The following is a 26500-nucleotide window of genomic DNA, read 5'->3' on the forward strand; positions in this document are numbered from 1 at the left end:
CTTCGCCATCATCGGGATACTGGCGTCACGATGTTGGCGTGTGATTGCGCCGTCGATGTCGGTTGGGAGCGAGGACGTGTCTCAAGGGGGAATACCTCGCCAGGGGTGGTGGCGCTGATGGAAGGCGTCGCCGCCGGGGCCGGTGATATCGCGGGGGGCGGTATCACCGGCATTGGATTCTCGAACCACCGTGCCGCCCGGGCTCAGAGCGAATTGGCCGGGCGCCGCTGCGGCCTGCCGTTGGCCTTGTTCAAACACCAGCTTTGCCGGTCGCCGTCGATCGGCACGCCACCCACCCAGCGCCGGGGCGGATGGCTATCCAACCAGTTATTGTGGCCGCTGAGCACGGCATGGCCGTGGTGGGTGATGGACAACTCCCGTTCCGCCCAGGGCTGATCCGCGTCGCCGTGTTCCTCCAGCACCGGCGTCGGCCCGGACAACAGTGGCCGCAGCATCCAGTGGAACAGGGTGTCGCCGAGGTACGGCAGCGGCTCCCGTTCCAGCATCAGGTCGCGAAAGATCTCCCCGGCGGGCTTGGGGCCCCGTTCGGCCACCAGTTGCACGGTGAGCTGTTCACTCAGGCCCAGACCGGTTTCCTCGTCCGGCAATTCCAGCAGATGGCGGCGCAGGGCCCGCCCCAGCATGGGCAGCGCGGTGGTGTTGCGCTGGCTGAGCCGGTCCAGGGCGTCCGGGGTATCGGCGCTGATCGCCCGCCAGGCTCGCCGGCCCAGCACCAGCAGCGGCTCGTCCACGGCGCGCCGTTGTTGCCATAGCCAGCCCAGCACCTCCGGCGCCAGTTGGCCCAGGCCCACGAAGCGCGCCACGCCGGGTATCGCGTCGGTGGCCACCAGTTCCACCCGCACCCTCGGCCAGCGCCGGCCGAAGTGATCCAGGATGTAGGCCAGGATCAGCTGGTCGTAGCTGTCGTGCTCGAACCACAGCACCACCCGCTGGTTGCCGTCGGCGTCGTCCAGATCCTGGTATTCGCGCTGCTGGCGGGACAGGGTCCGTTCCGCGTCCAGGGTCAGTGCCTCGGCGAGAAAGTGGGCGCGGGCTTCGATGAAACGATCCCGGGGCAGGCGCCGCACCGGTCCGATGCAAAACGGATCGGCGAAGGTGAGGCAGCGGCCATGCAGGCCGCAGAGGGGCAGGGCGTCGCGCAGATCGTCCCCGCAGCGGATGTGCACCGTGGTCCGCTCGCCATCCAGTTCATCACCGGCGCGGCGGGCGGCGGCGTCCAGTTCACCGACATGCTGTTCGAAGGCGTTCCAGTCGGGGAAGCCCATTTCCCGGGACACCGTCTGCAGGGCGTCCCTCATCTCCAGGGGCGCCGCCTCCGGGGTGACCCGGTGCAGGGCCAGGCGGGCCAGGGAGCGGCTGTCGCCGCCGTGCGCCGCCTCGTACAGACGGCGGGCATCCGCCACCGGATCATCCAGATGGAAGCGGCCGTTGCTCAGCGAGGTGTCGTCCCGATCGACGGTGGCGGACGGCGTCATGATGGTCTCCGGTTCAATGCATGAATAACGGTTGACCATCGTGGCGCCCGGGTCAATGAACAAGCCGTGAGGAAACGGCCCCAGAGCGCTGATTTTATGGAGTTTTTACTCGCGGCCCTCGGGGGGCGCGATTTCCAGCAGCCGGTAACCGGCCGCTTCCAGAGCGCGCAGGCTGGCGTCTTCCTGCCAGCGGTATTCGTCCGGCAGGCTCAGGGGCATGCCCAGTTGCGGCCGGACCAGGCCGGCCGCCAGGTCCTCGGTGGGTTTGCGCGGGTAGGACACCGCGTACACATTGCACCGTCCGTCGGGGGCCTCCACCGTGACCGCCCAATACCGTCCATTCATCATGTTTGCTCTCCTTGCGCCCCGCGCGCCGGTTTCCTCACCGGACGCTCATGGGTGCAAGGTGCCATCGGTCCGGCCGCTTGTCTGTCATCCTTCGCTGATCGTTACGTAGGAAATGACGTACAGCAGAATCGCAAAAAGGCTTACAGCGCGCGCTCAAGGGCGCCGTAGCTGTCGATCACGCGTCGGTATTGGCTGGGCGCGGCGCCGATGTGTTGTTGAAAAAAGCGGGTGAAATGGCCCTGTTCGGAGAAACCCAGGTCCTCGGCAAGCTGGCCCAGGGTGCCGGTGCGTTCCGTTTCCAGCCAGGTGAAGGCACGCCGCATGCGGGTGTCGTTGAGCATCAGCATCGGAGACATGCCGGTATCGCGCCGGAACAGGGTGAAGAAGTGAGCCCGCGACAGGTTGGCGGCGCGGGCGGCGTTGGCCAGGCAGTCCGGGTCGTCCACGTGATTGCGCAGGTAATCGCAGGCGCGGCGGATACGGGTGTCCTGGAAGCCGAGCCGTGACGCGGCGCCCAGCCGGCGCAGTTGGCGCCACTCGGAGTGGTCCTCGATCAGTTCGATCAGAAAATCGAACAGCAGCGATTCGATGCGTTCGCGGGGCACCAGCTCCGGCGAGTAGGCCTCGGCGATCAGATAGTCCGCCAGCCTTCGGTTCTTGCTGTTCAATTCGATGCCGCACTGGGTGAAAAAGCCCGGGTGGGCGCTCAGCGCCAGGGAATGCTGGATCTCCGCCAGCCAGGCGGGCTCGATGTAGAGCGCCAGGATCTGGGTGGGGCCGGCGCCGGCCTGGTGGTCGTAAAAATGTGGCTGCCAGGCGTTCACCAGCACCGCGTGACGGTCGGTGAGCGGTACCCGCCGTCCATTGACGTTGAAGAAGGTGTCCGCCCCCGCCGCCTTTACCAGTACGTGGCATTCATGGTGGGAGTGGGTCACCAGGGTATGGTCCATGTCGAGCAGGGCGACGCGCCCGAAGGACCCGTGAAAAACGCGCTGTGCAATGGACATCTCACTTCTCCTCAAAGGGCGTCGCGGCGCTTGCCGCGATAGACGCGCAGGATATCGGCCATTACCGCCAGAGCGATTTCCGCCGGCGTCTTGCTGCCCAGGTTCAAGCCGATGGGCATGTGGATGCGTTCGATCTGCTCCCGGGTCAGGCCTCCGATCCGGCGCAGCCGCTCGGCGCGTCGTTCCGAGGTACGTTGCGAGCCCATGGCGCCGATGTAGAACGCCGGAGTGCGTACCGCCTCCATCAGGGCCAGATCGTCGATGCGTGGATCGTGGGTAAGCGCCACCACCGCGGTGGTTTCGTGGCAGCCGCCGGCGGCGATGAATTCGGAGGGCATCACCGGGCGCACCGTGATGTCGCCGGTAAGCAGGCCCTGTTTGTCCTCGCGCGGGTCGCAGGCGATCACCTCGCAGCCCAGTTCCACGGCGAAGCCGGCGCACACTCGTGCCACCGGCGATACCCCGGCGAGCAGCAGGCGCAGCACCGGGCCAATGCGAATCTCCACCCGCTCGCCGAGCAGTCGCGCCGCCTCGCCGCCCTGATCCGGTGACAGATCCAGGGTGCCCCGGGTCAGATCGATGTGGCGCACCCGCCGGTGCTGGCCGAGCAGGGTGTAGCGCAGGGTGGTGAGGTGCTCGATCCAGTCCGGCGTGGCCGGACGCCGCTCCACCAGCACCAGCAGGCTGCCGCCGCAGGGCAGTTGCAGCCGTTGACGTTCATCCTCGCTTTGACCGTAACGCACCACCTGGGCCGGCGCCGGGAAATCGTTCCGTGCCAGGCCCTCGAGAAATTCCTCTTCCACGCAGCCCCCGGACAGCGAGCCCACATGGGCGCCGTCGGCGCGGGCCACCAGCATCGCCCCCGGCGAGCGCGGCGCCGATCCATAGGTGGACAGCACCGTGCACAGCCACACCGGATGGCCGTCGCCGGCCCAGGCCAGGGCCTGCTCGATCACCTGCAGATCAAGGGGCTGCATGGGTGACCCCGGTGTTTCCCGGGCCGTTGTCGGTGTCGCGCCAGCGGCGCACGATGCCCAGTTCGATGTCGAACAGATCCAGCACCCGGCCGAGACTGTGATCGACCATGTCGTCCAGGGTTTTCGGCAGGGCGTAGAAGGCCGGCACCGGCGGCGCGATCACCGCGCCCAGCTCGGCGAGTTCGGTCATGGTGCGCAGGTGATTCCGGTGCAGCGGCGTCTCGCGCACCATCAGCGCCAGCCGGCGCCGCTCCTTGAGAATCACGTCGGCGGCCCGGGTCAAAAGGGTGGAGGTGACGCCACTGGCGATCTCCGACATCGAGCGCATGGAGCAGGGCGCCACGATCATGCCCAGGGTTTTGTAGGAACCGCTGGCGATGGCGGCGCCGATGTCCTGGTTGGAATAGCACACCGAGGCCATCGGCTTGAGGTCCGACCAGGACAGACCGGTTTCGTGAGAGACGGTGATCAACGCCGACTTGCTGACCACCAGATGGGTCTCGATCGGCGTGTCGCGCAGCAGCTCCAGCAGGCGCACGCCGTAGATCGCCCCGGACGCTCCGGAGATGCCGATGATCAGACGTTGCGGGCGGGCTTCAGTCGAGTTCATGGTCGGTGGCGCCTTCCTTGTAGAAATGAATGGCATCGAGCCCGGTGGCCAGGGTCTTGCCGATGATGTCCACGAACAGGCGGGCCGCCGGCGACAGCGGGCGGCGGCTGTCGTGCACGCACACCATGCTGCGGTTGAGGCCGGGGCGCTCCAGCGGGTAGGCGCGCAGAGCGCCTTCCTCCAGGCCCTGGCGCAGCACCGTGGCGGGCAGGATGCTGACGTAGTCGCCTCGACGCAGAAAGCTCTCGATCACGGTGAGGTCGTCCAGTTCCAGATCCGGGCTTACCTCCAGCCCCAGCGCCGCCAGGGACTGGTCGATGACGATGCGCAGGCCATGCAGCCGCGAGGGCAGCACCAGCTTCAGTTCGCGCAGCGCCGCCAACGGTACCGGGGTCGGCACCCGCAGCCGGTTGGCGGCGCCGGTGGCGACCAGCAGTTCCTCGTCCACCAGGTCGATGCGGGTGAGGCGTTCCTGCTGGAAACTCTGGTTGATGACGGCGAAGTCCAGATCCCCGGAGAGCACCCGGTCGATCAGGTTCTGGCTGTAGCCGTAGCTGACCTGGAGCTCCACGTCCGGGTGGTGTTCGACGAAGTAGGCCAGGGTGCTGGCCAGGGCCTGGTTGGCCGCCGAGGCGATCAGGCCAGCGTGGATGCGTCCGCTGATCTCGCCGTTGCGGTGGATCAGGGTCTGCCGTGCCTCCAGGAGCTGGCCGAGCAGCGGCATGAACAGCCGGTAGGCCTGCTCACCGGTCTCGGTGGGGATCATGCCCTTGGAGGTGCGTTCGAACAGTGGCTGGCCGAGTTCCTCCTCCAGCTTGGAAATCTGCATCGACAGGGCCGGTTGAACAATGTTGAGCCGCTGGGCGGCCCGGGTCACCGACCCTTCCTCATACAGACAGGTGAAGTACTTTAGCTGGCGTAGCTCCATGGCGGCCTCGGCGCTTGGATTCAGACCGTTCCGACGTTTTGATAGACGTGCTTGAGCTCGGTGAAATCCATCAGCGCGTCGAAGCCGTGCAGCCGGCCGAGGCCGCTCTTGCGATAGCCACCGGTCTCCGCCTCGGCGAACAGCTTGTTATGGTCGTTGATCCATATTGTACCATCACGGAGTGCCCGGGCCACGCGAAGGGCGCGGGCACCGTCCCGCGTCCAGACACTGGCGGAGAGTCCGAACTCGGTGTGATTGGCGCGCGCCACCGCTTCCGCCTCATCCTCGAAGCTCTCCAACACCAGTAATGGCCCGAATATTTCCTCCTGGCAGAAAAACGCGCCGCTGTCGCGATGGTGAATCAGGCTGGGGGTCAGAAAGGCACCGTCCCGCAATGTGGGATCATCCGGTCGGCCGCCGGCCAGGATCACCTGGTCGCAGCTTTGCTGGGCCTGATCCATCCGGCCGGCCACCAGGTCCCGGGCCCGGTGGTCGATCAGCGGGCCGATGCGGCTGTTCGGGTCCAGGCCGTGGCCCAGGGGGAGGGCGGCCAGGGCCGCGCCAAGCGCCTTTTTCATCGCTTCCAGGCGGCTGGCGTGCACCAGCACCCGGCGGGCGGCGGTGCATTGCTGCCCGGAGATGATGGTGGCCGCCGCCGCCAGTTGAGGGGCGATGGCCTCCACGTCCGCGTCCTCGAACACCAGGCAGCAGGATTTGCCGCCCAGTTCCAGGGACAGTTTCTTCATGGTCGGCGCCGCGTCCTGCATGATGCGGGTGCCGGTGGCGGTGGAGCCGGTGAAGCTGAGCACGTCCACCCGGGGGCTGGCCACCAGATGGGCGGCGCCGGCGTGGCCGCTCTCGGTGAACAGATTGACCACGCCGGCGGGCAGGGCGTCCTGGGCCAGCAGCGGTTCCAGGATGGCGGCGTTGAACAGGGCCGTTTGCGCCGCCGGCTTGATCACCGTGGTGCAGCCGGCGGCCAGGGCCGGCGCCAGGGCGCGAATCAGCAGTACGCCGGGGGCGTTCCAGGGAATGATCAGGCCGGCCACTCCGGCGGGTTCGCGGAACAGGGTGGAGAATTCCCCGGGCGCCACTTCCATGGCCGCGCCGGGATTATGCCGGGCCAGGCCGGCGTAATAGAGAATCTCCGAGATGGCGCCGCCGATCTCGCCCCGGGACTGGGCCAGGGGCTTGCCATTCTCGCGGGTAAGCAGCTCGGCCAGTGCCTCCCTGCGCGGCTCCAGAGCGGCGGCCCAGGCCAGCAGTACCTGTTGGCGCAGGCGAGGATTCTGGGCCCAGCCTGGCTGTTCGAAGGCGTTCGCGGCGGCCTCCACCGCCGCCCGGGCCTGGGCTTCACCGCCTTCGGCGAACGCGCCCAGGCGCTCGCCGCTGGCCGGGTCCAGGCTGTCCACCCAGCCGTCGCCGTCGCGCCATTCGCCGTTGATGTAGTGTCGTGCCTGCATGTTGTTGTTCTCCTCTGACGGTGCAAAAAAACGGCCGCCACCCGTAGGCGGCGACCGGCACCGAGGTTAACGGGAGGGAATCAGTTGTTGTTGCCAGTCGTCGCCGGCGGCCCGGCTCACCGCGTCCAGATCCACGTCTTCCTCGCCGGGTACGCGGATGCGCTTGAAGCGCATGGGCGGTGCGTCCAGGGGCACGGTGGCGTCGAAGCCCATCTTCGAGCCGACGCCGTCGCGGGTGGAGGGGTCCAGCTTGGAGCCCTGGCTGTCGTGCACCAGCACCAGGTCGCGGTCGGCCTGGAAGCGGGTGGCCACCGCCCATTCCACTTCGTTGGGGTCGTGAATGTTCACGTCGGTGTCCACCACCACCACATGCTTGATGTCGTAGTGACCGCCGAGGGCGCCGAGAATCACGTTCTTGCCTTCGCCCTCGGAACGCTTGTCGATCTGTACATAGAGGTGATAACGGCATACGCCGCCACGGGCCAGATGCACGTCGCGCACCGACGGGAAGCTGCGCTGCAAATGCGCCTGCATGGTCGCCTCGCGGGGAATGCCACCCAGCAGCAGATGCTCCAGGCCGCCGCCGACAATGGTATGGAACATGGGCGCTTCACGGTGGGTGATGGCGTCAACCTCGATCACGTGACGCTCGGCGCGCTCGCCATAGTACTGCGGGAATTCACCGAACGGGCCTTCCTCCTCCCGGGCGTTGGCCAGCAGTCGTCCCTCGATAACGATCTCGGCGTCGGCGGGCACGCGGATGCGGTTGGTGACGCATTGCGCCACCTTAAGCGGTTCGCCATGCAGCGCCCCGGCGATTTCCAGTTCGTCATGGTCCAGCGGCACGATCGCCTGGGACGCCATCAGGGTGAGGGGGTCGTTGCCCACCACCACCGCCACTTCCAGATCCTCGCCGGCGCTCTCCGTCTCCTGGAAATAGGCCAGAGTGTGGCGCGGCAGCAGCAGAGCGCCGAGCCGGTTGGCGCTGCTCACCTGCAGCCGGTGGATGGACACGTTCTGCACGCCGGTGCGCGGGTTGCGGCTGATCAACAAACCGGCGGTGATGTAGGCGCCGCTGTCGTGCTCGTTGTGGGTGGGGATCGGTAACAGGCGGTTCAGATCCACGTCCCGGTGCACCACCTGCTGGCAGACCGGCGTGCTCACCTCCCGCCAGGGAATCGGGTTGAGGCTGGCCTCCTGGAAGCGCGCCAGCACTTCGGAGGGCGCCACGCCCATGGCCTCCGCCATCCAGTCGCGGTGCGACAGCAGCCCGGAGATCACCGGGATGTCGTGGCCGCCGGGGCGGGGAAACAGGGAAGCACTGCGGCCGTCGAGCCGGTTGGCGATGGCCGCCACTTGAAAGCGCAGGTCCGTGCCCGGCTCGATCACGCTGAGCCGCCGGCTCTGCTGCAGATGGTCCAGCCAGCCGCGCAGGCTGGCGCCCACGGGCGGCGTGGTGGTGTCGACGGTGTTGGAAGGCATGGAGGGCATGTCGGCGTCCCTTTGTCGGTTTTTGTTTGAACGCCATGCTATAAGCCGGACCGATGCCTTCCTATTAAGCATTTCTGATGCGCTTCATCAGCGCGCGAGATACGTCCACGGTGCCATCCTGTGTCCCGTAATGTGGGATGAAACCCCGGGGCCGATCCATAATGTTCGGTGATTGGACGGATCATTATAAGTTAATGGGCGGCTTTCAGGGCGCTGTGATAGCGTCCTTTCAGATCAGGAAATAACTAAAAACAAATACTTGCAGAAAAAAAGGTAGTGCGATGAATACAACAACCCTTTGCTTTCGAGCCTTGATCTGTGTGGCCGTCCTGGCATTTAGCACGGTAGTCGGCGCCAAGGAATTGAAACTCGGATTGATCGTGCCCGGCGACCACGCCTGGAGTCAGGCCGCCCGGGAGATGGGCAAGGAACTGGAGCAGCGCACCGACGGCCGTTACAGCGTCACCTTGTTCCCCGCCGGCCAGCTCGGCAGCGAAGCGCAAATGCTGCAACAGATGCAGACCGGCGCGCTGGATATGTCGTTCATGACCGTGGCCCAGGTGGTCAACCGGGTACCGGAATTCGGCGCTCTGTTCGCGCCCTATCTGGTGGAAAACGAAAAGCAGGCGGATCAGCTACTCAAAGGACCCGCCGCCCAGGGGCTGCTGGAAAAGCTGCCGGTCAAAACCGGCACCGTGGGCCTGGGCTATGGCGTGGCCGGCATGCGCATGATGCTCAACGCCTTCCCCTCCGATAACGTGGCCGCCCTGGATGGTCGCAAGATTCGCATCACGCCGTTTCCGCCGGTGCAGGATTTCTACCGCTTGCTGGGCGCGGTCTCCACGCCCATGCCACTCACCGATGTGTACGATGCCCTGGCCAACGGCCAGGTGGACGGCGTCGACGCGGACCTGGAACTGGTCTGGAAACTGCGTCTCTACGAACGCGCCAAAACGCTGCTGCTCAGCGGTCATATGATGTTCCCGGTGGTGGGCTTGGTATCCGGCCGCACCTGGGCCGGCATGAGCGAGGAGGACCGTGATGTTCTCCGCGAACTGACCCGCAAGCACCTGGGCGGGCTGGCCGCTTACTACATGGCGTTCGGCGAGAAAACCCGCGCCGACATCGAAAGCGAAGGCGTCAAGGTGGTGGAAGCCGGTCCCGACTACTTCGGCGACAAACTGGATCAGTGGGAAGAGATCTGGACCAAGAAGGCCCCGGTCCTGTCCGAGCTTCGCAAGGAAGCCGGGCAACTCTGAGCCCGCCCGGGCCGTCGCCCCGGCGGCCCGGTTTCCGAAAGAATCACCGTCAGGAAACCCCCGTTATGATTCAGGCGTTAAGCAACGGGTTCGCCCGTGTGGAACGTGGCGCGGTCCGTCTTCTTGTGGTCGCCCTGCCAATCATGATTCTGGTGAACGTGTTCGGTCGCTTCTTCAAGGCACCGATTTTCTGGCTCGATGAACTGGCCGTGCTGATGATGGTGTGGCTGGCGATGCTGGGTCTGAGCATCACGCTGAAGAGCCGCGATGCGGTGGCGGTGACGCTGCTCACCGGCGCGGTGCCGCCCACCGCCCGCAAGGTGCTGCAGCTGACCTCCGACGTGGTGGTGCTGGGGTTCTGCGTGGCGCTGATCGTGCTGTGCTACCGCTGGTTCAACCCGCTGCTGTTGATCCACAGCGATTTCAATATCGAGACCTTCGCGGCGGACAGTTTCAACTACATCTATCAGGAGCCCACCGAAACCCTGGGCGTGCCCAAGTTCTGGTTCTGGCTGATCCTGCCGGTGGTGTCGGTGACCAGCAGCGTGCACGCCCTGGCCAACCTGCTGCGCACCTGCCGGACCCCGCGCTCGGAGTTCGTCGATCCTCCCGAAGCACACCCGGTGGCGGAGTAACTCCATGGTAGCCGTTATTTTTCTTGTTCTGCTTTTTATCGGCGTGCCCATCGCGCTGGTGCTGGCGGTCAGTGCCATGGCCTACATCGTCAGCAGTGACAACGCGGTGCTGTTTCTGTCCTACCCGCAGCAGTTTTTCGGCGGGCTCAGTCAGTACGGCCTGCTGGCCATTCCGCTGTTCATGCTGGTCGGCGAACTGATGAACGAAGGCGGGCTGACCCGCCGATTGGTGGCCTTCGCCTCGGTCTTTCTCGGTTCCATCCGCGGCGGGCTCGCCTATATCAATATCCTGGCGAACATGATGTTGGCGTCCATCGTCGGCTCCGCCAACGCCCAGGTGGCGGTGATGTCCCAGGTGATGGTGCCGGAAATGCACCGCAAGGGGTACGACCGCAGTTTCGCCACCGCCACCACCGCCGCCGGGGCCTTGCTGGCGCCGGTGATTCCGCCGTCCATGCTGTTCGTGATCTTCGGCGTGCTGGCGCAGATCTCGATCGGCGATCTGTTTATCGCCGGCATCGTCCCCGGTCTGCTGATGGCGGTGGGCTTCATTCTGGTCATCGCCGTGCTCGGCTTTATTCATGAGTACCCGAAGAACGAGCGGCTGACCTTGCGCCAGGCGCTGCGCAACGTGGTGGCCAGCATTCCGTCGCTGAGCGTGCCGGTGGTGATGATCGGCAGCATTGTCGGCGGCCTGGCCACCCCCACCGAGGCGGCCGCCGTGGGCGCCGCCATGGCGGTACTGGTGGGCCGCTTTGCCCACGGCGAGATGAAGACCGACCGCATGGGCGACATGCTGTTGCGCGTGGCCATCAACAGCGGCGTGGTGCTGGCTCTGGTGGCGGCGGCGGCGGTGTTCGGCTGGGTGATCATCTACGAACAGCTGCCCCAACGGCTGGGCGAGCTGATGCAAAGCATGACCTCCGACCCGTTCGTTTATTTGCTTTTATTGATGGGCCTGTTGCTGATGGTCGGCATGGTGCTGGACGGCATCGCCGCCCTGATCCTGCTGGTGCCCATCGTGCTGCCGGTGGCGCAGTCCGTGTACGGCATCAATCCCTATCACCTGGGCGTGCTGATGTGCATCAACCTGACCCTGGGGCTGCTGACGCCGCCGGTGGGCGCGGCCCTCTACGTGGCTTCCCGGGTCACCGGTTGCAAACCGGGTGACATCATCAAGGCGCTGTTGCCGTTCCTGCTGGTGACGGTGCTGGTGCTGCTGCTGATCACCTGGATGCCCGATCTGGTGACCGCCTTCCTATAAGGAGAACTGTTATGAATCGTATGAAAGACAAGGTCGTCATCGTCACCGGTGGCGCTCAGGGTATCGGCGCCACCTACGCCCGGGCGCTGGCGGCGGAGGGCGCCGACGTGGCCATCGCCGACGTGCTCGACGGCAGTGCCGTGGCCGCCGAGATCGAGGCCGGCGGGCAACGGGCCCTGTACATCAAGACCGACGTCACCGACCAGGCCCAGGCCCGGGCCATGGCGGAAACCGTCAAGGAACGGTTCGGTCGCATCGACGTGCTGGTCAACAACGCGGCCATCTATGCTTCCCTGCAAATGCGGCCCTTCGACGAGATCGACCTGGACGAATGGGACAAGGTGATGGCGGTGAACGTGCGCGGTCCCTTTGTCTGTGCCCGCGCGGTGGCGCCGATGATGAAGGCGCGGAACTACGGCCGCATCATCAATATTTCTTCCGGCACGCCGTTCAAGGGCACCCCGGGGCTGCTGCATTACGTCACCTCCAAAGGCGCCATTCTGACCCTGACCCGGGGCCTGGCCCGGGAGCTGGGTGAGTTCGGCATCGCCGTCAATACGCTGGCCCCCGGGCTGGTGCTCAGCGAAGGCGTGATCGCCAACGAAGCCATGCGCGACACGCTCACCGCGCCGGTACTGGCCAGCCGAGCCCTCAAGCGCGACCAGATGCCCGAGGATCTGATCGGGCCGCTGCTGTTTCTCGCCTCCGACGACAGCGCCTTCATGACCGGCGAGACCGTGGTGGTGGACGGGGGCTCGGTGATGCACTGATCTTCGCCGGGGCCACCCGGCACCCCCACGCCTCCGCCATCAATAAGTATTCCAACAAACCACGATTGGAGCGGACCATGAAACCGAGTAGAGAAGAGGTCATTGTCGAGAAGTCCCACGCTTTCCGTGAGCAGTACCGGGCGGCCACGCCCGCCTGGTACCGGGGCGAAATGCACCTGGCGTTCACCCTGGTCTTTACCTTCGGGGTGATTCTGTTTTGCGCCACGCGCCTGCACGACACCACCTGGCCGGAATGGCTGTTGGTGGTGGTGCCCATGCTGCTGTTCGGCAACTGGGCGGAATGGGCCGGGCACCGCTACCTGCTGCACAGCCCGCGCAGCCTGTTGAAATCCGCCTACAAACGCCATGTGGCCACCCACCACCAGTTCTTTTCCCACCGGACCCTGGATTATCACGGCCAGCGCGACTGGCGGGCGCTGCTGTTTCCCCCGTTCGCGCCGGTGCTGTTCGTCGGCGCCGCCGTGCCACCGGCGCTGTTGCTCGGCGTGCTGTGGTCCGCCAACGCGGGGTACATCGCGGTGCTGACCATGGCCGCGTACTTTCTTATGTACGAAGGCCTGCACACCGCTTCCCACCTGGAACATCCGATTCTGGATCGCCTGCCACTGGTGAACACGGTGCGGCGCATGCATGTGCTGCACCACAATCCGGACTTCATGCACACCCAGAACTTCAACCTGACGTTTCCGCTCTGCGATGCGTTGTTCGGCACCAGCGACCTGAACAAGGGCGTGATCGGCACGCTCTTCAACGGCATGTCCGATGACGCCCGCAAACCGGAGATTCAGGAAAAGCTGGATGCGCAGAAGAAGCCCCGACCGGAGCGGGGCGCACCGGCGGGGGAGTGATCCCGGCGCATGTGGCGGATCGCGGCTGAAGCCGCTCCTACGGTGGGTGCATGCACCGTAGGAGCGGCTTTAGCCGCGATCACCACCGGCTCAGGGTTTAAGAATCGACGGATCGATGGGCAGCTCGATCAGAAACGGCCGGTCCGCCTCCAGGGCCCGTTCAAACACCGCCGGAAAATCCTCGCTGTCTTCCACGCGCTCCGCCTCGGCACCGAAGGAGCGTGCCAGGGTGACCAGATCCGGGTTGACCAGATCGGTGCCGTAGCGCCGGCCCGGATACTGCCTTTCCTGGTGCATGCGGATGGACCCGTAGGAGCCGTTGTTGACCACGATGACGATGACGTTGGCGCCGTATTGCACGGCGGTGGCCAGTTCCTGACAGGTCATCAGAAAACAGCCGTCGCCGGCGAAACACACCGCCGGCCGTTGCCGGTCGGCGAGCTTGGCGGCGATCGCCGCCGGCAGGCCGTAGCCCATGGAGCCGGAGGTGGGCGCCAGGGCGCTGCCCAGGGCGCGGAACGGATAGAAGCGATGCACCCAGAGGGTGTAGTTGCCGGCGCCGTTGCTGACCACCGCCTCCGGCGGCAGCCGTTGGCCGAGCCATTGCACCACCCGGGCCAGTTGCATGGGGGCGGGGGATTCGGTGGGCGTTGCCCAGTCCCGGTACACCTGACCGGCCCGTTCCAGCCAGGCGCGGCGTTTGTCGTCCAGCGGCCGGTCGGCGCGCAGGGCGACGGTTTCGGCGAAGCCGCGCACGCCGGCGCAGATCGCCAGATCGGTGTGATAAACACGCCCCAGCTCTTCCGGCTGCGGGTGCACATGGATCAGTTGCTGGTGGGGGCGGGGCACCTCCAGCAGTTGATAGTGGCGGGTGGTGATGTCGCCGAGCCGGGTGCCCACCGCCAGGATCAGATCCGCGTCCTCGATCAGCGCCGCCAGGGCCGGGTTCATGCCCAGCCCGGCGTCACCGGCGTACAGGGAGTGGCTGTTGTCGAAGCGGTCCTGGCGCCGGAAGCCGGTGACCACCGGCACGCCGTGGGCCTCCGCGAAGCGGCGCAGTTTGTCGTGGCTTTCGCTGTCCCAGCCGGAGCCGCCGAACACCGCCAGCGGGCGCCGCGCCGCCGCCAGCCGGCGTTCCAGGGCGCGCACGTCGCGCACCGCCGGATAACTCTGCGCCGGCGTTACCGGGGCGGTGTCCACCGCCGAGACCGATTCATAGAGCAGGTCCTCGGCCAGGCCGATCACCACCGGCCCCTGTCGGCCGGAACGGGCGGTGGCGAAGGCGCGGCCCAGATACTCCGGCAGCCGCTCACTGTGCTGCAGGTCGACGGCCCACTTCGCCACCGAACCGAACAGCGCCTGCACGTCCACTTCCTGCCAGGCCTCGCGCTCCTGGAAGCCGCTCGGCACCTGGCCGACGAACACCAGCAGCGGCGTCGAGTCCTGGGACGCCACGTGCAGGCCGGCCAGGGCGTTGGCGCTGCCCGGCCCGCGGGTCACGAAGCACACTCCGGGCCGGCCGGTGAGCTTGGCATGGGCCTCGGCCATCATGGTGGCGCCGCCTTCCTGACGGCACACCACCAGTTCGATGTCCGGGGCATCATGGAGGGCGTCCAGCACCGGCAGAAAGCTTTCGCCGGGCACCGTGAACACCCGGTCCACGCCGTTGCGGCGCAACAGGTCGACGATCACCTGGCCGCCGGTGCGGCCTTGCGCGCTGGCGGTGGTCATTGTGCTTGCGCCGCTTCCTGGTAGTACTTTTGGGCGCCCGGGTGCAACGGTACCGCCAGGTTTTCATCGGCGGCGGAACCGTCCACGGTCCAGCCGGACATGGAACCGAACGAGCGCTGTACACTCTCGCGGCCTTCCATGATCGCCTTGGTGATCCGGTAGGCCTCTTCTTCCGGCATGTCCGCGTTGGCGTAGATGGAGGTACTGAAGCCCACGCCCTTGACCGGCTCGCTCTGGCCCTCGAACAGGTCCGCCGGCATGGTGGCCGGGGTGAAGCCGTATTTTTCCAGGTAGGCGATGGCGTCGTCGCTAAGGCTCAGGAAGCGCTGTCCGGGGGTGATCGACAGCTGTGAGGTGTTGGGGTGGCCGGCGGTGGTGATGCCGATGATCATGTCCAGTTTACCGTCGCCGAACTGGTCCTGAAGAATGCTCAGGCTGGAGCGGCTGACGCTGCCGCCGAAGGATTCGATGTCCTCGTAGCTGAGGTCGTTGGCGGCCAGAATCAGCCGCGCGATGTACTCATTGAGGCTGCCCTGGGGGCCGGTGCCGATGCGCACCGCCAGCTTGTTTTTCTTGATGTCGGCGAGGCTTTTGATATCGCTGTTCTTCTGCACGGTGACGCGCTGGTAGTACTGATCCAGGCCGCCCACCAGGCCACGGATATTGTCGATTTTGTTATCGAACGGGCCGAAGCCGCGCTCCGCCCAGGAGGCCACCGGCGGGAAGATCAGCGCCACGTCGGTGCGTTTGGCGGTGAGCAGCTTGGTGTTGGCGATGGCCATCGGCGTGCCGAGGATGTCCACGGTGGAGCCCTGCGGCAGGCCGTTGAGCATTTCCGTGCGCAGGGCGCCGGCGTAGGCGTACCAGGTGGTGCCGGTGGGGCCGGCGGCGAATTTCACCTTGACCGGATCGGCGGCCTGCGTCGCGCCGGTCAGGGCGAGCAGGGCCGCGAACAGGGCGGGAGCGAGAGAGCGGAAGCTGAGATGTCGCATTTTTTGTTCTCCTGATAATAAAAGTTGAGTCGAACGTTATTCTTGCCGGGCGGTGGATACGGATGCCGTGTCGGCTGCGCGCCGGCGCCACAGTTGCCCGCCCAGCACCACCGCGAGCAGCACCAGGCCGACCAGCGAAGCGGTCAGTTTGGGCGTGATCAGCAGCACCGCGGCGGCCAGCAGCAGCACCGATTCAAGCCTGGCATTGCGGGTGCGCAGGAAGCCCGCCACGCAACCGGCCAGGGCGTAGCAGCCGATGGCGGCGGTGATCGTGGCGGTGGCGATCTTGGTCCATTCGCCTTGCAGCAGCAGCGCCGGGCTGAAGGCGAACGCGAACGCCACCAGGAAGCCGGCCAGGCTGTAGCGGAACGCGGCCCAGCCGGTTTTCCAGACGTCCGCCTTGGCGATGCCGCCGGCCACGAAGGCGGCCAGCGCCACCGGCGGCGTCACCATGGACAGGGCGGCGAAGTACAGCACGAAAAAGTGTGAGGACAGCTGCGGCACGCCCAGTTTATCCAGCGCCGGAATGGCGAGAATGGCGCCCATGATGTACGCGGCGGTGGTGGGCATGCCCATGCCCATGACGATTACCATGATCATCACCAGCAGCAGGGCCGGGATCATCATGCCGCCGGACAGGGTGGTCACGAAGGTGCCGAAGGTCAGGCCCAGATTGGTACTGGAGGCGATGCCCACCACGATGCCGGCGCCGGCGCAAGGAATGGCCACGGCGATGGCGCTGCGCGCGCCGGAGTCCAGCGCCTGTACAGAGTCGCTGACCACCGAGCGGACGGCGCCGACCAGACCGGCGGGGCCGTGCTCGCGCACGCCGTCCCAGCAGCGGGTGAACAGTCCCAGGAACACGGTCAGCCAGACCGCTTCCAGGGTGGCGGAACTGAGCGCGCGGCCGGCCATGATCTGGTAAACCAGCACGCACACCGGAATCAGCAGATAGAGCCGCTTGAGCACGCTGCCCCAGTCCGTTTCCAGCTCCGCCTTGGTCAGGCCGCTCAGATTGTTGCGGCGGGCCAGCAGATCGACCACGAAGTACAGCGCCAGATAGAACAGCAGCGCCGGAATGATCGCCGCCAGCGCCACCTCGGCATAGGGAATGCCCATGAACTGGGCGATCAGGAAGGCGGCGGCGCCCATCACCGGCGGCATCAGTTGCCCACCGGTGGAGGAGGTGGCCTCCACCGCGGCGGCCTGCTCGGCGCTCATCCCGGAGCGCTTCATGGCGGGAATGGTGAACATGCCCATCACCGCCGCGTTGGCGGTGGCGCTGCCGCTGACCGCGCCGAACAGGGTGGAGGAGACGATGGACACCTTGGCCATGCCGCCGCGCAGGCGGCCCACCAGCAGCATGGACAGATCCATGAACAGCTGGCCGCCGCCGAACAGCTGCAGGAAAGCGCCGAACAGCAGGAAATAGAACACCTGGCCGTAGGAGACGATGCTGGGAATCCCGAACACACCCTCGTTCTGCATGGTCTGCAGATCGATGAAGGTCTCGAAGAACGTCCGGCTGAGCTGGCCGTCGTGGCCGATGATGCGCAACAGCGGCACCTCGCGCAGCAGCGGGCCGCAGAATTGATAGACCAGGAACACCAGGATCACGGTGGTCAGGCCCATGCCCAGGGAGCGGCGCACCGCCTCCACCACCAGGGCGATGGTGACCACGCCCACCAGCAGATCGGTGGTGGTGGGCAGATCCACCATGGCGATGCGGGTGATCAGGGTTTCGCCGTTCAGGTAGTAATGCACGGCGATGGCGGCGGCCACCGCCACCAGCAGGTAATCACTGGCGCGGCTCACGCCAAACCGCCGCGGCCCGGTTTCCGGCGGCGCGATCAGCGGATGGGTGATGAAGGTGAGCATGACGCCGAACATCACGTGGATCGGCACCGCCACGATCAACTCCAGCGGCGAACCGTAGACCATCCAGATCTGGAACAGGGCCCACAGCAGCGCCACCACGCTGGCCGGGTTGGCGTACTTCTTCATGCCTGGGCCTCCGCGCGCCGGGCGGCGCCGATCTCACCGAGCAGAGCGGATACCGCCACGCCCAGCAGCAGCGCCCAGAACGGCGAGCTGATGCCGAGCAGGGAGAACTTGCTCATCGCCACGGTCAGCGCCACGAAAGCGCCCACCTGGCAGGGGCCGTTCTTGCGGAAGGCTTGCTGGAAGGCACCGAGCAGCACGCCGATCATGGCGAGCCCGGCGATCACCATGATCAACGCCTTGGGCAGGGCCAGGATAAACGGCACCGCCAGGCCGGCGAACAGGCCGAACAGCATGAACAGGATGCCGTTGACCAGGGAGGCGCCGTAGCGCAGGCGCGGGTCCTCGCCGGCCTGCTCGGAGGAGCAGATGGCGGTCATCGGCCCGGCGATGTTGGCGTTGTGGCCGCCCAGCAGGCCGGCGAGAATGCCGCCCACGCCGCTGGCGATGGTCATGCGGTTGACCGGCGGTTCATAGCCTTCGGCCATCAGCACGCCAATGGCCTGGGCGTTCTCGGCGCCAATCACCAGGGCGGTGAGCGGTACCGCGATGGCGAAGAACGCTTGCCAGGAAAACGCCGGCGCGGTGAAGCCGGGCATCACGAACTCCAGGCTCACCTCGGCGGGTTTCAACTGGCCCAGCCACAGGGCCATCACCAGGCCGACTACGCCGGCCACCAGCACCGGCGGCACCGAGCGCAGCAGCCGGCCGGTGAGGAAGAACGCCAGGGCGGCGATACCGGCCACCCAGGGTGCCGCCACCACCGAGTCCACGGCGCCGGTGGCGAACCGGAACAGGGCGCCGGCGATCATCGCCATGACGATGGGCACCGGCAGCCAGTGGGCGAGACGGCCGATCAGGCCGCTGGCGCCCAGAAGCAGCACCATCACGCCGCTGGCGATAAAGGCACCCACCGCCTCGTTGAAGGGAATCATCTGCAAGGAGGCGGCCAGAATGGCGGCGCCGGGAATGGTGTAGGCGCCGCTGATCGGCAGCCGGTAGCGCAACGAGAAGATCACGCTGATCAGACCGCCCAGGACATAGATGGCGAACAACCAGGCCACGGTCTGGGCATTGCTGAGGCTGCCGGCCTCGGCGGCGTTCATGACGATCACCGCCGGGCCGGTACAACCGAACAGGGCGGCCACCACACCGGTACTGATGGTGCGGGTATTGAGGGCGGCGCGCAGCGGGGCCGCCTCGGACATTTCCTTGGGCATGGTGCTGCCTCCGTTTTTGTTATAGGTCGGGCAGGCCGGGGCAGGGCCCCGGCGGTCGGTGTCGCGACGCGGTTATTCGCCTTTGAATACCGCCGGACGTTTGGCGTGGAATGCCTCCACGCCTTCCTTGAAGTCCGCTGAGCTGCGCAGGCGGCTGTAGCAATGGCCTTCCATCTCGATGGCCACCTTGAGCGGCGAATCCTCGTTGTCGTTGATCAGCTTCTTGGCGGTGCGCTGGGCCAGCGGCGAGAAGCGGCGCAGTTCCTCCACCAGCGCATCGGTGGCTTTTTCCAGCTCGGCGTCGGGCACGCATTCGGTGACGAAGCCCCAGGCCAGGGCCTGCTCACCGGATACCCGCTTGGCGCGCATCACCATGTGCTTGGTGCGGGTGATGCCGATCATCTTCTGCAGCCGCGCGGAGCCGCCGGAACCGGGGATCTGACCCAGGTTCTGTTCCGGCAGGGCGTAGCGGGCGGTGTCCGAGGCGATGCGGAAATCGCAGGCCAGCGACAGCTCGAAGCCGACGCCGAAGGTGTAACCCCGGTTGGCGGCGATCACCGGCTTGCTGCAGCGCTCGGCGGCGGCCACGTTCCAGGCCAGTTTGGAAACGTGCTCCGGGGAGGCTTCCAGGAAGCCGCGGATGTCGCCGCCGCTGGAGAAGTGCTGGCCCTCGGCGCGCAGTACGATGACGCGCACGCCCGGGTGGGCATCCAGGGCTTCGAACACCTGACGCAGGTATTCGCGCTGGCTCATGGCGATCACGTTATAGGGCGGGCGGCCGAGGATAATGTCGCCGCGCTCCTGGTCGGTGCGCAACTCCACCTTGAAACCGTCGAAGTCGGTGCTGAGAAATTGTTCAATGTCGGACACGTTCATTGTGTGTTTTCCTTTTTTGGATCAATCGGGTTCTGGATCAATCAGGGCTGTTCGGCGGGTTGCGGGTCGCTGTAATCCGCCACCAGAACGCGGCGCAGGATCTTGCCCACCGGGGATTTGGGAATCTGGTCGATGAATTCGTAACGGCGCGGGCGCTTGAAGCGTGCCAGGCCGGATGCCACGCAATGGGCGTCCAGGTCTTCCTCGCTGACCGGGTGGCGGGTCTTGATGAAGGCGGCCACCAGCTTGCCCCACTGCTCGTCGGGCAGACCCACCACCGCCACTTCCTCCACCGCCGGGTGCAGGGACAGGGCGTTCTCGATCTCCGCCGGGCTCACGTTCTCGCCGCCGGTGATGATCAGGTCGTCCACGCGGCCGGTGACGAACAGGTCCCCCTCCTCGTCGAAGAAGCCGGTGTCGCCGGTGAAGTACCAGCCGTCACGGATCGATTTGGCGTCCGCGTCCGGGCGCCGCCAGTAGCCTTCGAAGGCTTCGTCGCTGGCCAGGTCGGCGATGATCTGGCCTTCCTCGCCGGCGGCCACCTGGTCCGCCGGAGTGTCGGCGTTCAGGCGCACCACGCGGATGCGCTGGTTGAGCGCGCCGCGACCGGAGGAGCCCGGCTTGCGGCTGGCCGCCTGATCAATGGTGAAGGTGTAGATCTCGGAGCTGCCGTAGTGGTTGACGAACAGTTCCGGCTGGAAGGCTTTTTCCACCCGTTGCATCAGGCCGTCGCTCATCGGCGCGCCGGCGAAACCGATCTTGCGCACGCTGGCCACCCGTTCGGGGCTGAACGCCGGGTGCTCGATGAGCATGTGATAGAGGGTCGGCACCAGGTAGAGGTTGCTGATGCGTTCCCGTTCGATGGCGTCCAGGGTGGCTTCCACGTCGAAGCGCGGGATGCACACGAAGTGGCCGTCCAGCAGTGTCATGGCCAGCAGCGAGCGCACGCCCATGGTGTGATACAGCGGCATCACCCCCAGGGTGCATTCACCGTGGCCGTACAGGTTCTGGGCCACATGGGCGAGGGCGGCGGCGCGCTCGGCGCGGTGGCGGCGCGGCACGCCCTTGGGCCGGCTGGTGGTGCCGGAGGTGTACAGCATCAGGGAGCCGTCGTCCGGGCCGGCGCGCAGAATGGTGTCCGCCGGGGCTCGCGCGCACAGGTCGTCGAAGTCCAGGGCGCCGTCGAAGGGCTTGTCGCCGACGCTGATACAGGGGATCGCCGGCTTGCCCATGGCCGCCACGGCGTCACGCACCGCCTCGTCATGGACCAGGGCGCGGGCGTCCGCGTCGTGCAGGCTCCATTGCAGATCGTCGGCGGTGCAACGCCAGTTCAGCGGCGTCATCACGATACCGGCGAACTGGCAGGCCCAGTGCAGGGTGGCCATCTGCCAGCGGTTCTGCATCGCGGCGACCAGGCGGTCGCCCTTGTTCAGGCCCAGATCCTGCAGTCCCAGGGCGGCCCGTTGGATGGTGTCGAACCAGGCTTCGTAGCTCAGGCGTTGCGGGCCGTCGCTGATCGCCGTCGCCTGGGGGCGGCGTTCCACCGCCGCCAGGAAGCTGCGTCCAAGATCAAACATCGTTGCGGTTCTCCAAGGCTTGTTGTTGTGATTCGCCCGCGCGGCGCTGCCCGGCCACTTCCAGTACCGCGCGCACGATGCCGGTGTAACCGGTGCAGCGGCACAAATGGCCGGACAGCATGTCGCGCACGCCGGCTTCGTCCGGCTCGGGCACGCGTTCCAGGTACTCCACGCAGGACATCAGGATGCCGCTGGTGCAGAAGCCGCATTGCAGGGCGTGATGGCGGCTGAAAGCCTGCTGCAGATCGTTCATCACGTCGTCGCGGGCGAGGGATTCCACGGTGTCCACGCGGCGGCCATCGGCCTGCACCGCGAGCATCAGGCACGAGCGCGAGGCGACACCGTCCACCAGCACCGTGCAGGCGCCGCACACGCCGTGCTCGCAGCCCACGTGCACGCCGGTGGCGCCCAGGTCGTGGCGCAGGAAGTCGCACAGCTGGGTGCGTGGCTCGGCGCTGCCGTGGCGGGTTTCCCCGTTGAGTTCCAGTTCAATGGCATGACGCTGCTCAGCGGGTGCGCGCATGGGAAGGCTCCTCGATCAGTCGGCGACCCAGCTCGCGCACCAGTTGGCGCCGGTAGGCCGCGGAGGCATGAACGTCGTCCTGGGCGCCCAGCGACCAGGCCAGGGTGTTGAGGGCGTCGGGCAGTTCGTCGCCCAGGGGCAGCGTTTGCGCCACCGGCCGGTCGGCGACGCCGCCCACGCCCAGGTGGGCGCCGTCGGCGCGCAGGCACAGCGCCAGTGCCACCAGGGCGAAGTCGCCGTGGCGCATGGCGATTTCCTGGAAGTGGTAGTCGGCGCCGTCCTCGGCGAGGGGAAAACGCACCTCGCTGATCAGTTCCCTGGGCTGGCGATCGGTGGTCAGCAGGCCCTGGAAGAAGTCCACCGCCTTCACTTCCCGGCGCTTGCCCTTGAGTGATTCCAGCACCACGGTGCCGCCCAGGGTCACCAGGCACAGCGGAATCTCCGCGCTCGGGTCGGCATGGGCCACGGAGCCGCACACGGTGCCCCGGTTGCGGGTCTGGAAGTGGCCGATCCAAGGCAGCGCCTTGGCCAGCAGCGGCACTTCCCGGGCCAGCTCGGCGCGGTCGGTGAGCTGCACCTGGCGCACCGCCGCGCCCACCGCCAGGTGGCCGCGTTCGTTGCGGATGCGGTTGAGTTCCTCCACCCGGTTGATGTCGATCACCAGCTTGGGTTGGGTGAGGCGCATGTTGAGGGTGGCCATCAGCGACTGGCCGCCGGCCAGCACGCGGGCGTCCTCGCCGTGTTCATGCAGCAGTTGCAGTACTTCGCGCTTGCTCTCGGCGCGCACATAGTCGAACGATGCCGCCTTCATGACGCGCCTCCTTTTCCGAACAGCCGCGCCAGCAAGGCGCGCAGGCGTTGCCAGAGCCCGCCGGCGGGCTTGCCGGTGAGACGCTGGGCGAGCCGGTTGAATACCTGGCCGATGATGATTTTCGAGGCGCTTTGCAGCATGCGCCCGCCCACCGCCGCGATCTTGCCGCCGACGTCCACCTCGTAGACGTAGTCCAGCCGGGTGTGGCCGTTATCCAGCTCCACCAGGGTCACGTGGGCGCTGCCGGAGGCGGAGCCCATGGCGCTGTCGCCGGAGCCGGACAGGCGCAGGGAACGGGGTGGGTCCAGGTCGCTGAGTTGCACCCGGGCGGCGAAGCGCGCCTTGATCATGCCCACCCCCACGGTGACGTCGGCGCGGTACCGGTTTTCGCCTTCCAGCTCCAGGGCGTGGCAGCCGGGGATAATGGCGCGCAGGGTTTCCGGGTCGAGCACGGTGTCGTAGACGGTTTGCGGCGACGCCGGTACTTCCACGGAATCCCGCGCCTGCAGCGCCGGCCCGCCGGCCTTGGGCGCCGCCAACGGCTCCAGGCCCTCCGGCGCCGGCGGCTCATCGATGCCGATCAGGCCGCGCACCCGGGATGGGGTCAGTGGCAACCGGATGTCGTCGCGGCCCAGGGCGTCGGCCACCGCGTTGGCGATGCACACCGGCGTGCTCATGTTGTTGCCTTCGCCGACGCCCTTGGCGCCCAGGGGCGTGAAGGGGGAGGGCGTTTCGGTATGCAGGATCACCGGCTCCACCGCTTCCGGGGCGGTGGGCAGCAGGTAGTCGGCCAGGGTGCCGGACAGGAAGCTGCCGTCCTCGCCGTAGGCGAACTCCTCCATCAGCGCCACGCCCAGGGCCTGGGTGAAGCCGCCGCGGATCTGGCCGTCCACCAGCATCGGGTTGAGCAGGCGGCCGGCGTCATGGCAGGTCACGTAGCGGTCGATATGAATCTCGCCAGTGACCCGGTCGATCTCGATGCCGCAGTAGTCGAAGATGAAGCCATGGCACAGGGAGCTGTTGATGTGGTCGTCGTCGTCCGGCGCCTCCAACTGCGGCGGCGTCCAGAAGGCGGTCTCGCGCAGGCCGCCGGTTTCGTTCTCCGGCAGCAGGGCGGGGGACCAGTGGGCGGTGCCGGCGACCCGGTGGAAGCCCAGGCTGGGGCCGTCCTCGATGAACACCTTGCCGCCCTCGAAGCGCACCCGCTCGGCGTCGGCCTCCCACATGGTCGCGGCGATGTTGGCCAACCGCGCGCGCACCTTGAGCGCCGCTTTGTGCACGGCGCCGGCCACGGCCCCGGCGAAGCGGCTGGAGTAGTTGCCCGAGGCGATCGACCAGGGGTCCTTGCCGGTATCCAGCTCCACGTTGACCAGAATGCCGGCCGGGTCCACGCCCAGCACCTCGGCCACCACCTGGGCGGCCACGGTCTGGTGACCCTGGCCCTGGGGCGTGGAGGAGACATGCACGGTGATGCCGCCGAGCGGGTCGATGCTGATGGTGGCGGTGCTCACCGCGCCGTTCTTGGGGCCGGCCTTGGCCCGTTGTTCCGGGGTCAGGGCGGTGGTGATGTAGCCCATATTGGAGATCGACGGCTCCACCGCCGCGCACAGGCCCACGCCGTACAGTTTGCCTTCGGCCCGGGCCTGGTCACGGCGCCGGATCAGCTCGTCGTAGCCGCCGTCGCGCAGGGCCAGCTCCACGGTATTGGCGTAGTCGCCGGAATCCAGCAGGGCGCCGGAGGCGGTGCGGTAAGGGAAGGCGTCCGTGGGCACCAGGTTGCGGCGCATCACCTCCAACGGGTCCAGATTCAGCCGCCGCGCCACCTGATGCATCAGGCGCTCCAGGGCGAAGTACATCTGGCCGCCGCCAAAACCCCGGTTCAGACCGCTGGGCATCTTGTTGGTGAGTACCACCCGGTTGCGTACCGTCAGGTTGCGGATGCCGTAGGCGCCGGTGAGATTGCCGTGCATGCGGTAGAAGGTGGCCGGCTCCGGCGCGCGCAAATAGCCGCCGCAGTCGTCGATCTGGTCGTAGCGCAGGGCGGTGACGCGGCCGTCGGCGGTCACCGCCGCCTCCATGTCCGCCACCCGGTTGGTGGCGCTGGAGGAGGCCTGCAGATGCTCCAGTCGGTCCTCCACCCATTTCACCGGGGCGCCGGCCTTGCGTGATGCCAGGCCCATCAGTACCACATAGGTGAGCACGCCCTGCTTGATGCCGAAGCTGCCACCGGAATCCGGCGGTGTGCGCAGGCGCAGCCGGTTGCTGGTCACGTTCAGGGCCCGCGCCATCACCGAATGCAGCGCGTAGGGGCCCTGGAAGTTGGAAAGAATGTCGTACACGCCGGTGGCCGGCTGGTAATGACCCAGCACCACGTAGCACTCGATGGGGGTGCAGGAGTTGCGCGGGAAACGTACCTTGATGGACACCCGGTGATCGGCTTCCTCGAAGGCTTTCTCCGGATCGCCATAGCGGAAGTGGCGCTCGTTGACCACATTGCCGCCCACCGCCTCGTGCAGCACCGGGGCGTCCTCGGTGGCGGCTTTTTCCGGATCGATCACCGGTTTGAGCGGCTCGTACTCCACCCGCACCGCGTCCAGGGCGTCCTCCGCCCGGTAGCGGTCCTCGGCGATCACCACACACACCGGCTCGCCCACGTAGCGGACTTTGTCCACCGCCAGACACCAGTGCTCCATGGGCGCGCCGCGCACGCCCACCGGGAAGGGGTGGGCCCAGCGTTTCACGTCCTCGCCGGTAAGCACCGCGCGCACGCCCTTGATGGCGAGCGCCTCGGAGGCGTCCACGGACAGCACCCGGGCATGGGCATGGGGGGAGCGCACGATGGCGGCGTGCAGGGTGCCCGGCGGCGTCGCCAGGTCGTCCGCGTAACGGCCCAGGCCGCGCAGCAGGGCGGCGTCCTCGACCCGTGTCAGGGAGCGGCCAAGCGGGCCCGCGCCGGCCGGCCCCTCGGAAGCTGGATGATTCATTCAGGCTCTCTTGTTTTCTTATCCGAGAGCCCTAGTGTCGGCGCCGGCGCGCCGCGATGCCTTGCCCGGGAAAATGGAAATCTGTCCCCGGGTTCGGGAATTTACCACTGAGTCTGATCGGCGGCGCCCCGGACTCCCTTGGCGGGCCCGGTGGTGCTAGCCGGCTTGGTCCGCATCGCCCTTGGCCACCGTGACCAGCCAGCGCCGTATCACGCGCTCCTGTTCCTCGGGCAGACCCGCCAGCAGGGCCTCGTCCGCCGATTGCGCGGCGGCCTTGCCCTTTTCCAACAGGGCTTTCCCCGCCTCGGTGAGGGTGATCACGCGAATACGGCCGTGTTCGGCGTGGGCATGGCGGACCACCAGCCCGGCCTTTTCCAGGTTGCCGACGATCACGCTCATGGTTTGCGGGGTGAGCAGCGAAAGCCTGGCCAGATCCGCCCCGGACGCGCCCGGGTAGGCCGCCAGCATGGTCAGGACGGAAAACTGCGGCAGGGTCATGCCGGATTCGGCCAGCACCTTTTCCATGCGGATGCGATGGGCGGCATGGGCCTGACGCAGCAGATAGCCGATATGGCCGGCTTCACCCCGCTTGCCTTCGCCAATCGCCGGGATCTCGGGACGGTTTTGCCTGGTCTTGCGCATAATGTAAGAGTTCTGATATTTTTCGG

Annotated in this window: 23 protein-coding genes; 5 read left to right on the forward strand and 18 right to left on the reverse strand. The window is 66.8% G+C overall.

Translation table 11 applies throughout. The annotated features are described in order from the left end of the window. Positions 1-203: 203 nt before the first annotated feature. The 8 genes from ACLD02_RS09255 to ACLD02_RS09290 all read right to left on the reverse strand — a co-directional run bounded on the left by ACLD02_RS09255 (position 204) and on the right by ACLD02_RS09290 (position 8320). Positions 204-1496 carry a DUF1835 domain-containing protein gene (locus tag ACLD02_RS09255; protein WP_203101044.1) on the reverse strand — a complete coding sequence of 431 codons (1293 nt, stop codon included), beginning with the start codon at positions 1494-1496 and terminating at the stop codon, positions 204-206. A gap of 105 nt (positions 1497-1601) precedes the next feature. Continuing rightward, a complete protein-coding gene (locus ACLD02_RS09260) occupies positions 1602-1844 on the reverse strand; it encodes a hypothetical protein (protein ID WP_203101045.1) in 243 nt (80 codons plus the stop codon). Between the two features lie 140 nt (positions 1845-1984). Next, a complete protein-coding gene (locus tag ACLD02_RS09265) occupies positions 1985-2851 on the reverse strand; it encodes an AraC family transcriptional regulator (protein WP_410298533.1) in 867 nt (288 codons plus the stop codon). A gap of 11 nt (positions 2852-2862) precedes the next feature. Next, positions 2863-3828, reverse strand: a complete 966-nt coding sequence (locus tag ACLD02_RS09270) for an XdhC family protein (protein WP_410298534.1) — start codon at positions 3826-3828, stop codon at positions 2863-2865. Continuing rightward, entirely contained in the window at positions 3815-4438 is a 624-nt protein-coding gene (locus ACLD02_RS09275) for a UbiX family flavin prenyltransferase (RefSeq protein WP_203101052.1), read from the reverse strand. Before ACLD02_RS09275 ends, ACLD02_RS09270 begins: the two co-directional genes overlap by 14 nt. After that, positions 4425-5366: a LysR family transcriptional regulator gene (locus ACLD02_RS09280; protein ID WP_203101053.1), complete on the reverse strand. Its 942-nt coding sequence runs from the start codon at positions 5364-5366 to the stop codon at positions 4425-4427. Before ACLD02_RS09280 ends, ACLD02_RS09275 begins: the two co-directional genes overlap by 14 nt. Positions 5367-5386: 20 nt before the next feature. Beyond that, on the reverse strand, positions 5387-6829 hold the full coding sequence (locus ACLD02_RS09285) for an aldehyde dehydrogenase family protein (protein ID WP_410298535.1): 1443 nt from the start codon (positions 6827-6829) through the stop codon (positions 5387-5389). Between the two features lie 66 nt (positions 6830-6895). After that, positions 6896-8320 carry a UbiD family decarboxylase gene (locus ACLD02_RS09290; protein ID WP_410298536.1) on the reverse strand — a complete coding sequence of 475 codons (1425 nt, stop codon included), beginning with the start codon at positions 8318-8320 and terminating at the stop codon, positions 6896-6898. Positions 8321-8682: 362 nt separating this feature from the next. Between ACLD02_RS09290 and ACLD02_RS09295 the strand changes: the two genes are divergently transcribed. The 5 genes from ACLD02_RS09295 to ACLD02_RS09315 all read left to right on the forward strand — a co-directional run bounded on the left by ACLD02_RS09295 (position 8683) and on the right by ACLD02_RS09315 (position 13117). Continuing rightward, on the forward strand, positions 8683-9579 hold the full coding sequence (locus ACLD02_RS09295; RefSeq protein WP_238400818.1) for a TRAP transporter substrate-binding protein: 897 nt from the start codon (positions 8683-8685) through the stop codon (positions 9577-9579). Between the two features lie 65 nt (positions 9580-9644). After that, positions 9645-10214 (forward strand): TRAP transporter small permease, encoded by a 570-nt coding sequence (locus tag ACLD02_RS09300; RefSeq protein ID WP_410298537.1) that lies wholly within the window; start codon positions 9645-9647, stop codon positions 10212-10214. A gap of 4 nt (positions 10215-10218) precedes the next feature. Then, positions 10219-11478, forward strand: coding sequence for a TRAP transporter large permease (locus ACLD02_RS09305; RefSeq protein WP_203101058.1), 1260 nt, complete (start codon positions 10219-10221; stop codon positions 11476-11478). Positions 11479-11489: 11 nt separating this feature from the next. Continuing rightward, the gene (locus ACLD02_RS09310) at positions 11490-12248 is read left to right on the forward strand and encodes an SDR family NAD(P)-dependent oxidoreductase (protein WP_410298538.1); all 759 of its coding nucleotides are present in this window, start codon (positions 11490-11492) and stop codon (positions 12246-12248) included. A 77-nt stretch (positions 12249-12325) separates the two neighbouring features. Beyond that, positions 12326-13117: a sterol desaturase family protein gene (locus ACLD02_RS09315; RefSeq protein WP_203101062.1), complete on the forward strand. Its 792-nt coding sequence runs from the start codon at positions 12326-12328 to the stop codon at positions 13115-13117. 90 nt (positions 13118-13207) lie between these two features. On the opposite strand, the gene ACLD02_RS09320 is transcribed toward ACLD02_RS09315, so the two are convergent. The 10 genes from ACLD02_RS09320 to ACLD02_RS09365 all read right to left on the reverse strand — a co-directional run bounded on the left by ACLD02_RS09320 (position 13208) and on the right by ACLD02_RS09365 (position 26474). After that, positions 13208-14848 (reverse strand): thiamine pyrophosphate-binding protein, encoded by a 1641-nt coding sequence (locus ACLD02_RS09320; protein WP_410298539.1) that lies wholly within the window; start codon positions 14846-14848, stop codon positions 13208-13210. After that, on the reverse strand, positions 14845-15840 hold the full coding sequence (locus tag ACLD02_RS09325; RefSeq protein WP_410298540.1) for a TAXI family TRAP transporter solute-binding subunit: 996 nt from the start codon (positions 15838-15840) through the stop codon (positions 14845-14847). The genes ACLD02_RS09320 and ACLD02_RS09325 overlap by 4 nt, the downstream gene beginning before the upstream one ends. A 36-nt stretch (positions 15841-15876) precedes the next feature. Next, positions 15877-17844, reverse strand: a complete 1968-nt coding sequence (locus ACLD02_RS09330; protein ID WP_410298541.1) for a TRAP transporter permease — start codon at positions 17842-17844, stop codon at positions 15877-15879. Further along, positions 17841-19061 (reverse strand): benzoate/H(+) symporter BenE family transporter, encoded by a 1221-nt coding sequence (locus tag ACLD02_RS09335; RefSeq protein WP_203101069.1) that lies wholly within the window; start codon positions 19059-19061, stop codon positions 17841-17843. The genes ACLD02_RS09330 and ACLD02_RS09335 overlap by 4 nt, the downstream gene beginning before the upstream one ends. A gap of 72 nt (positions 19062-19133) precedes the next feature. Further along, on the reverse strand, positions 19134-19937 hold the full coding sequence (locus ACLD02_RS09340; RefSeq protein WP_203101070.1) for an enoyl-CoA hydratase/isomerase family protein: 804 nt from the start codon (positions 19935-19937) through the stop codon (positions 19134-19136). 41 nt (positions 19938-19978) lie between these two features. After that, the gene (locus tag ACLD02_RS09345) at positions 19979-21514 is read right to left on the reverse strand and encodes an AMP-binding protein (RefSeq protein WP_203101071.1); all 1536 of its coding nucleotides are present in this window, start codon (positions 21512-21514) and stop codon (positions 19979-19981) included. Next, positions 21507-22037, reverse strand: coding sequence for a (2Fe-2S)-binding protein (locus tag ACLD02_RS09350; RefSeq protein WP_410298542.1), 531 nt, complete (start codon positions 22035-22037; stop codon positions 21507-21509). The genes ACLD02_RS09345 and ACLD02_RS09350 overlap by 8 nt, the downstream gene beginning before the upstream one ends. After that, positions 22021-22848 carry an FAD binding domain-containing protein gene (locus ACLD02_RS09355; RefSeq protein ID WP_203101073.1) on the reverse strand — a complete coding sequence of 276 codons (828 nt, stop codon included), beginning with the start codon at positions 22846-22848 and terminating at the stop codon, positions 22021-22023. Before ACLD02_RS09355 ends, ACLD02_RS09350 begins: the two co-directional genes overlap by 17 nt. Beyond that, positions 22845-25832, reverse strand: a complete 2988-nt coding sequence (locus tag ACLD02_RS09360) for a xanthine dehydrogenase family protein molybdopterin-binding subunit (RefSeq protein WP_203101074.1) — start codon at positions 25830-25832, stop codon at positions 22845-22847. Before ACLD02_RS09360 ends, ACLD02_RS09355 begins: the two co-directional genes overlap by 4 nt. A gap of 156 nt (positions 25833-25988) precedes the next feature. Continuing rightward, positions 25989-26474, reverse strand: a complete 486-nt coding sequence (locus ACLD02_RS09365) for a MarR family winged helix-turn-helix transcriptional regulator (RefSeq protein WP_410298543.1) — start codon at positions 26472-26474, stop codon at positions 25989-25991. Positions 26475-26500 lie beyond the last annotated feature (26 nt).

This window comes from Alloalcanivorax sp. C16-2 (assembly GCF_046507615.1).
In the GTDB taxonomy this organism is placed as follows: domain Bacteria; phylum Pseudomonadota; class Gammaproteobacteria; order Pseudomonadales; family Alcanivoracaceae; genus Alloalcanivorax; species Alloalcanivorax marinus_A.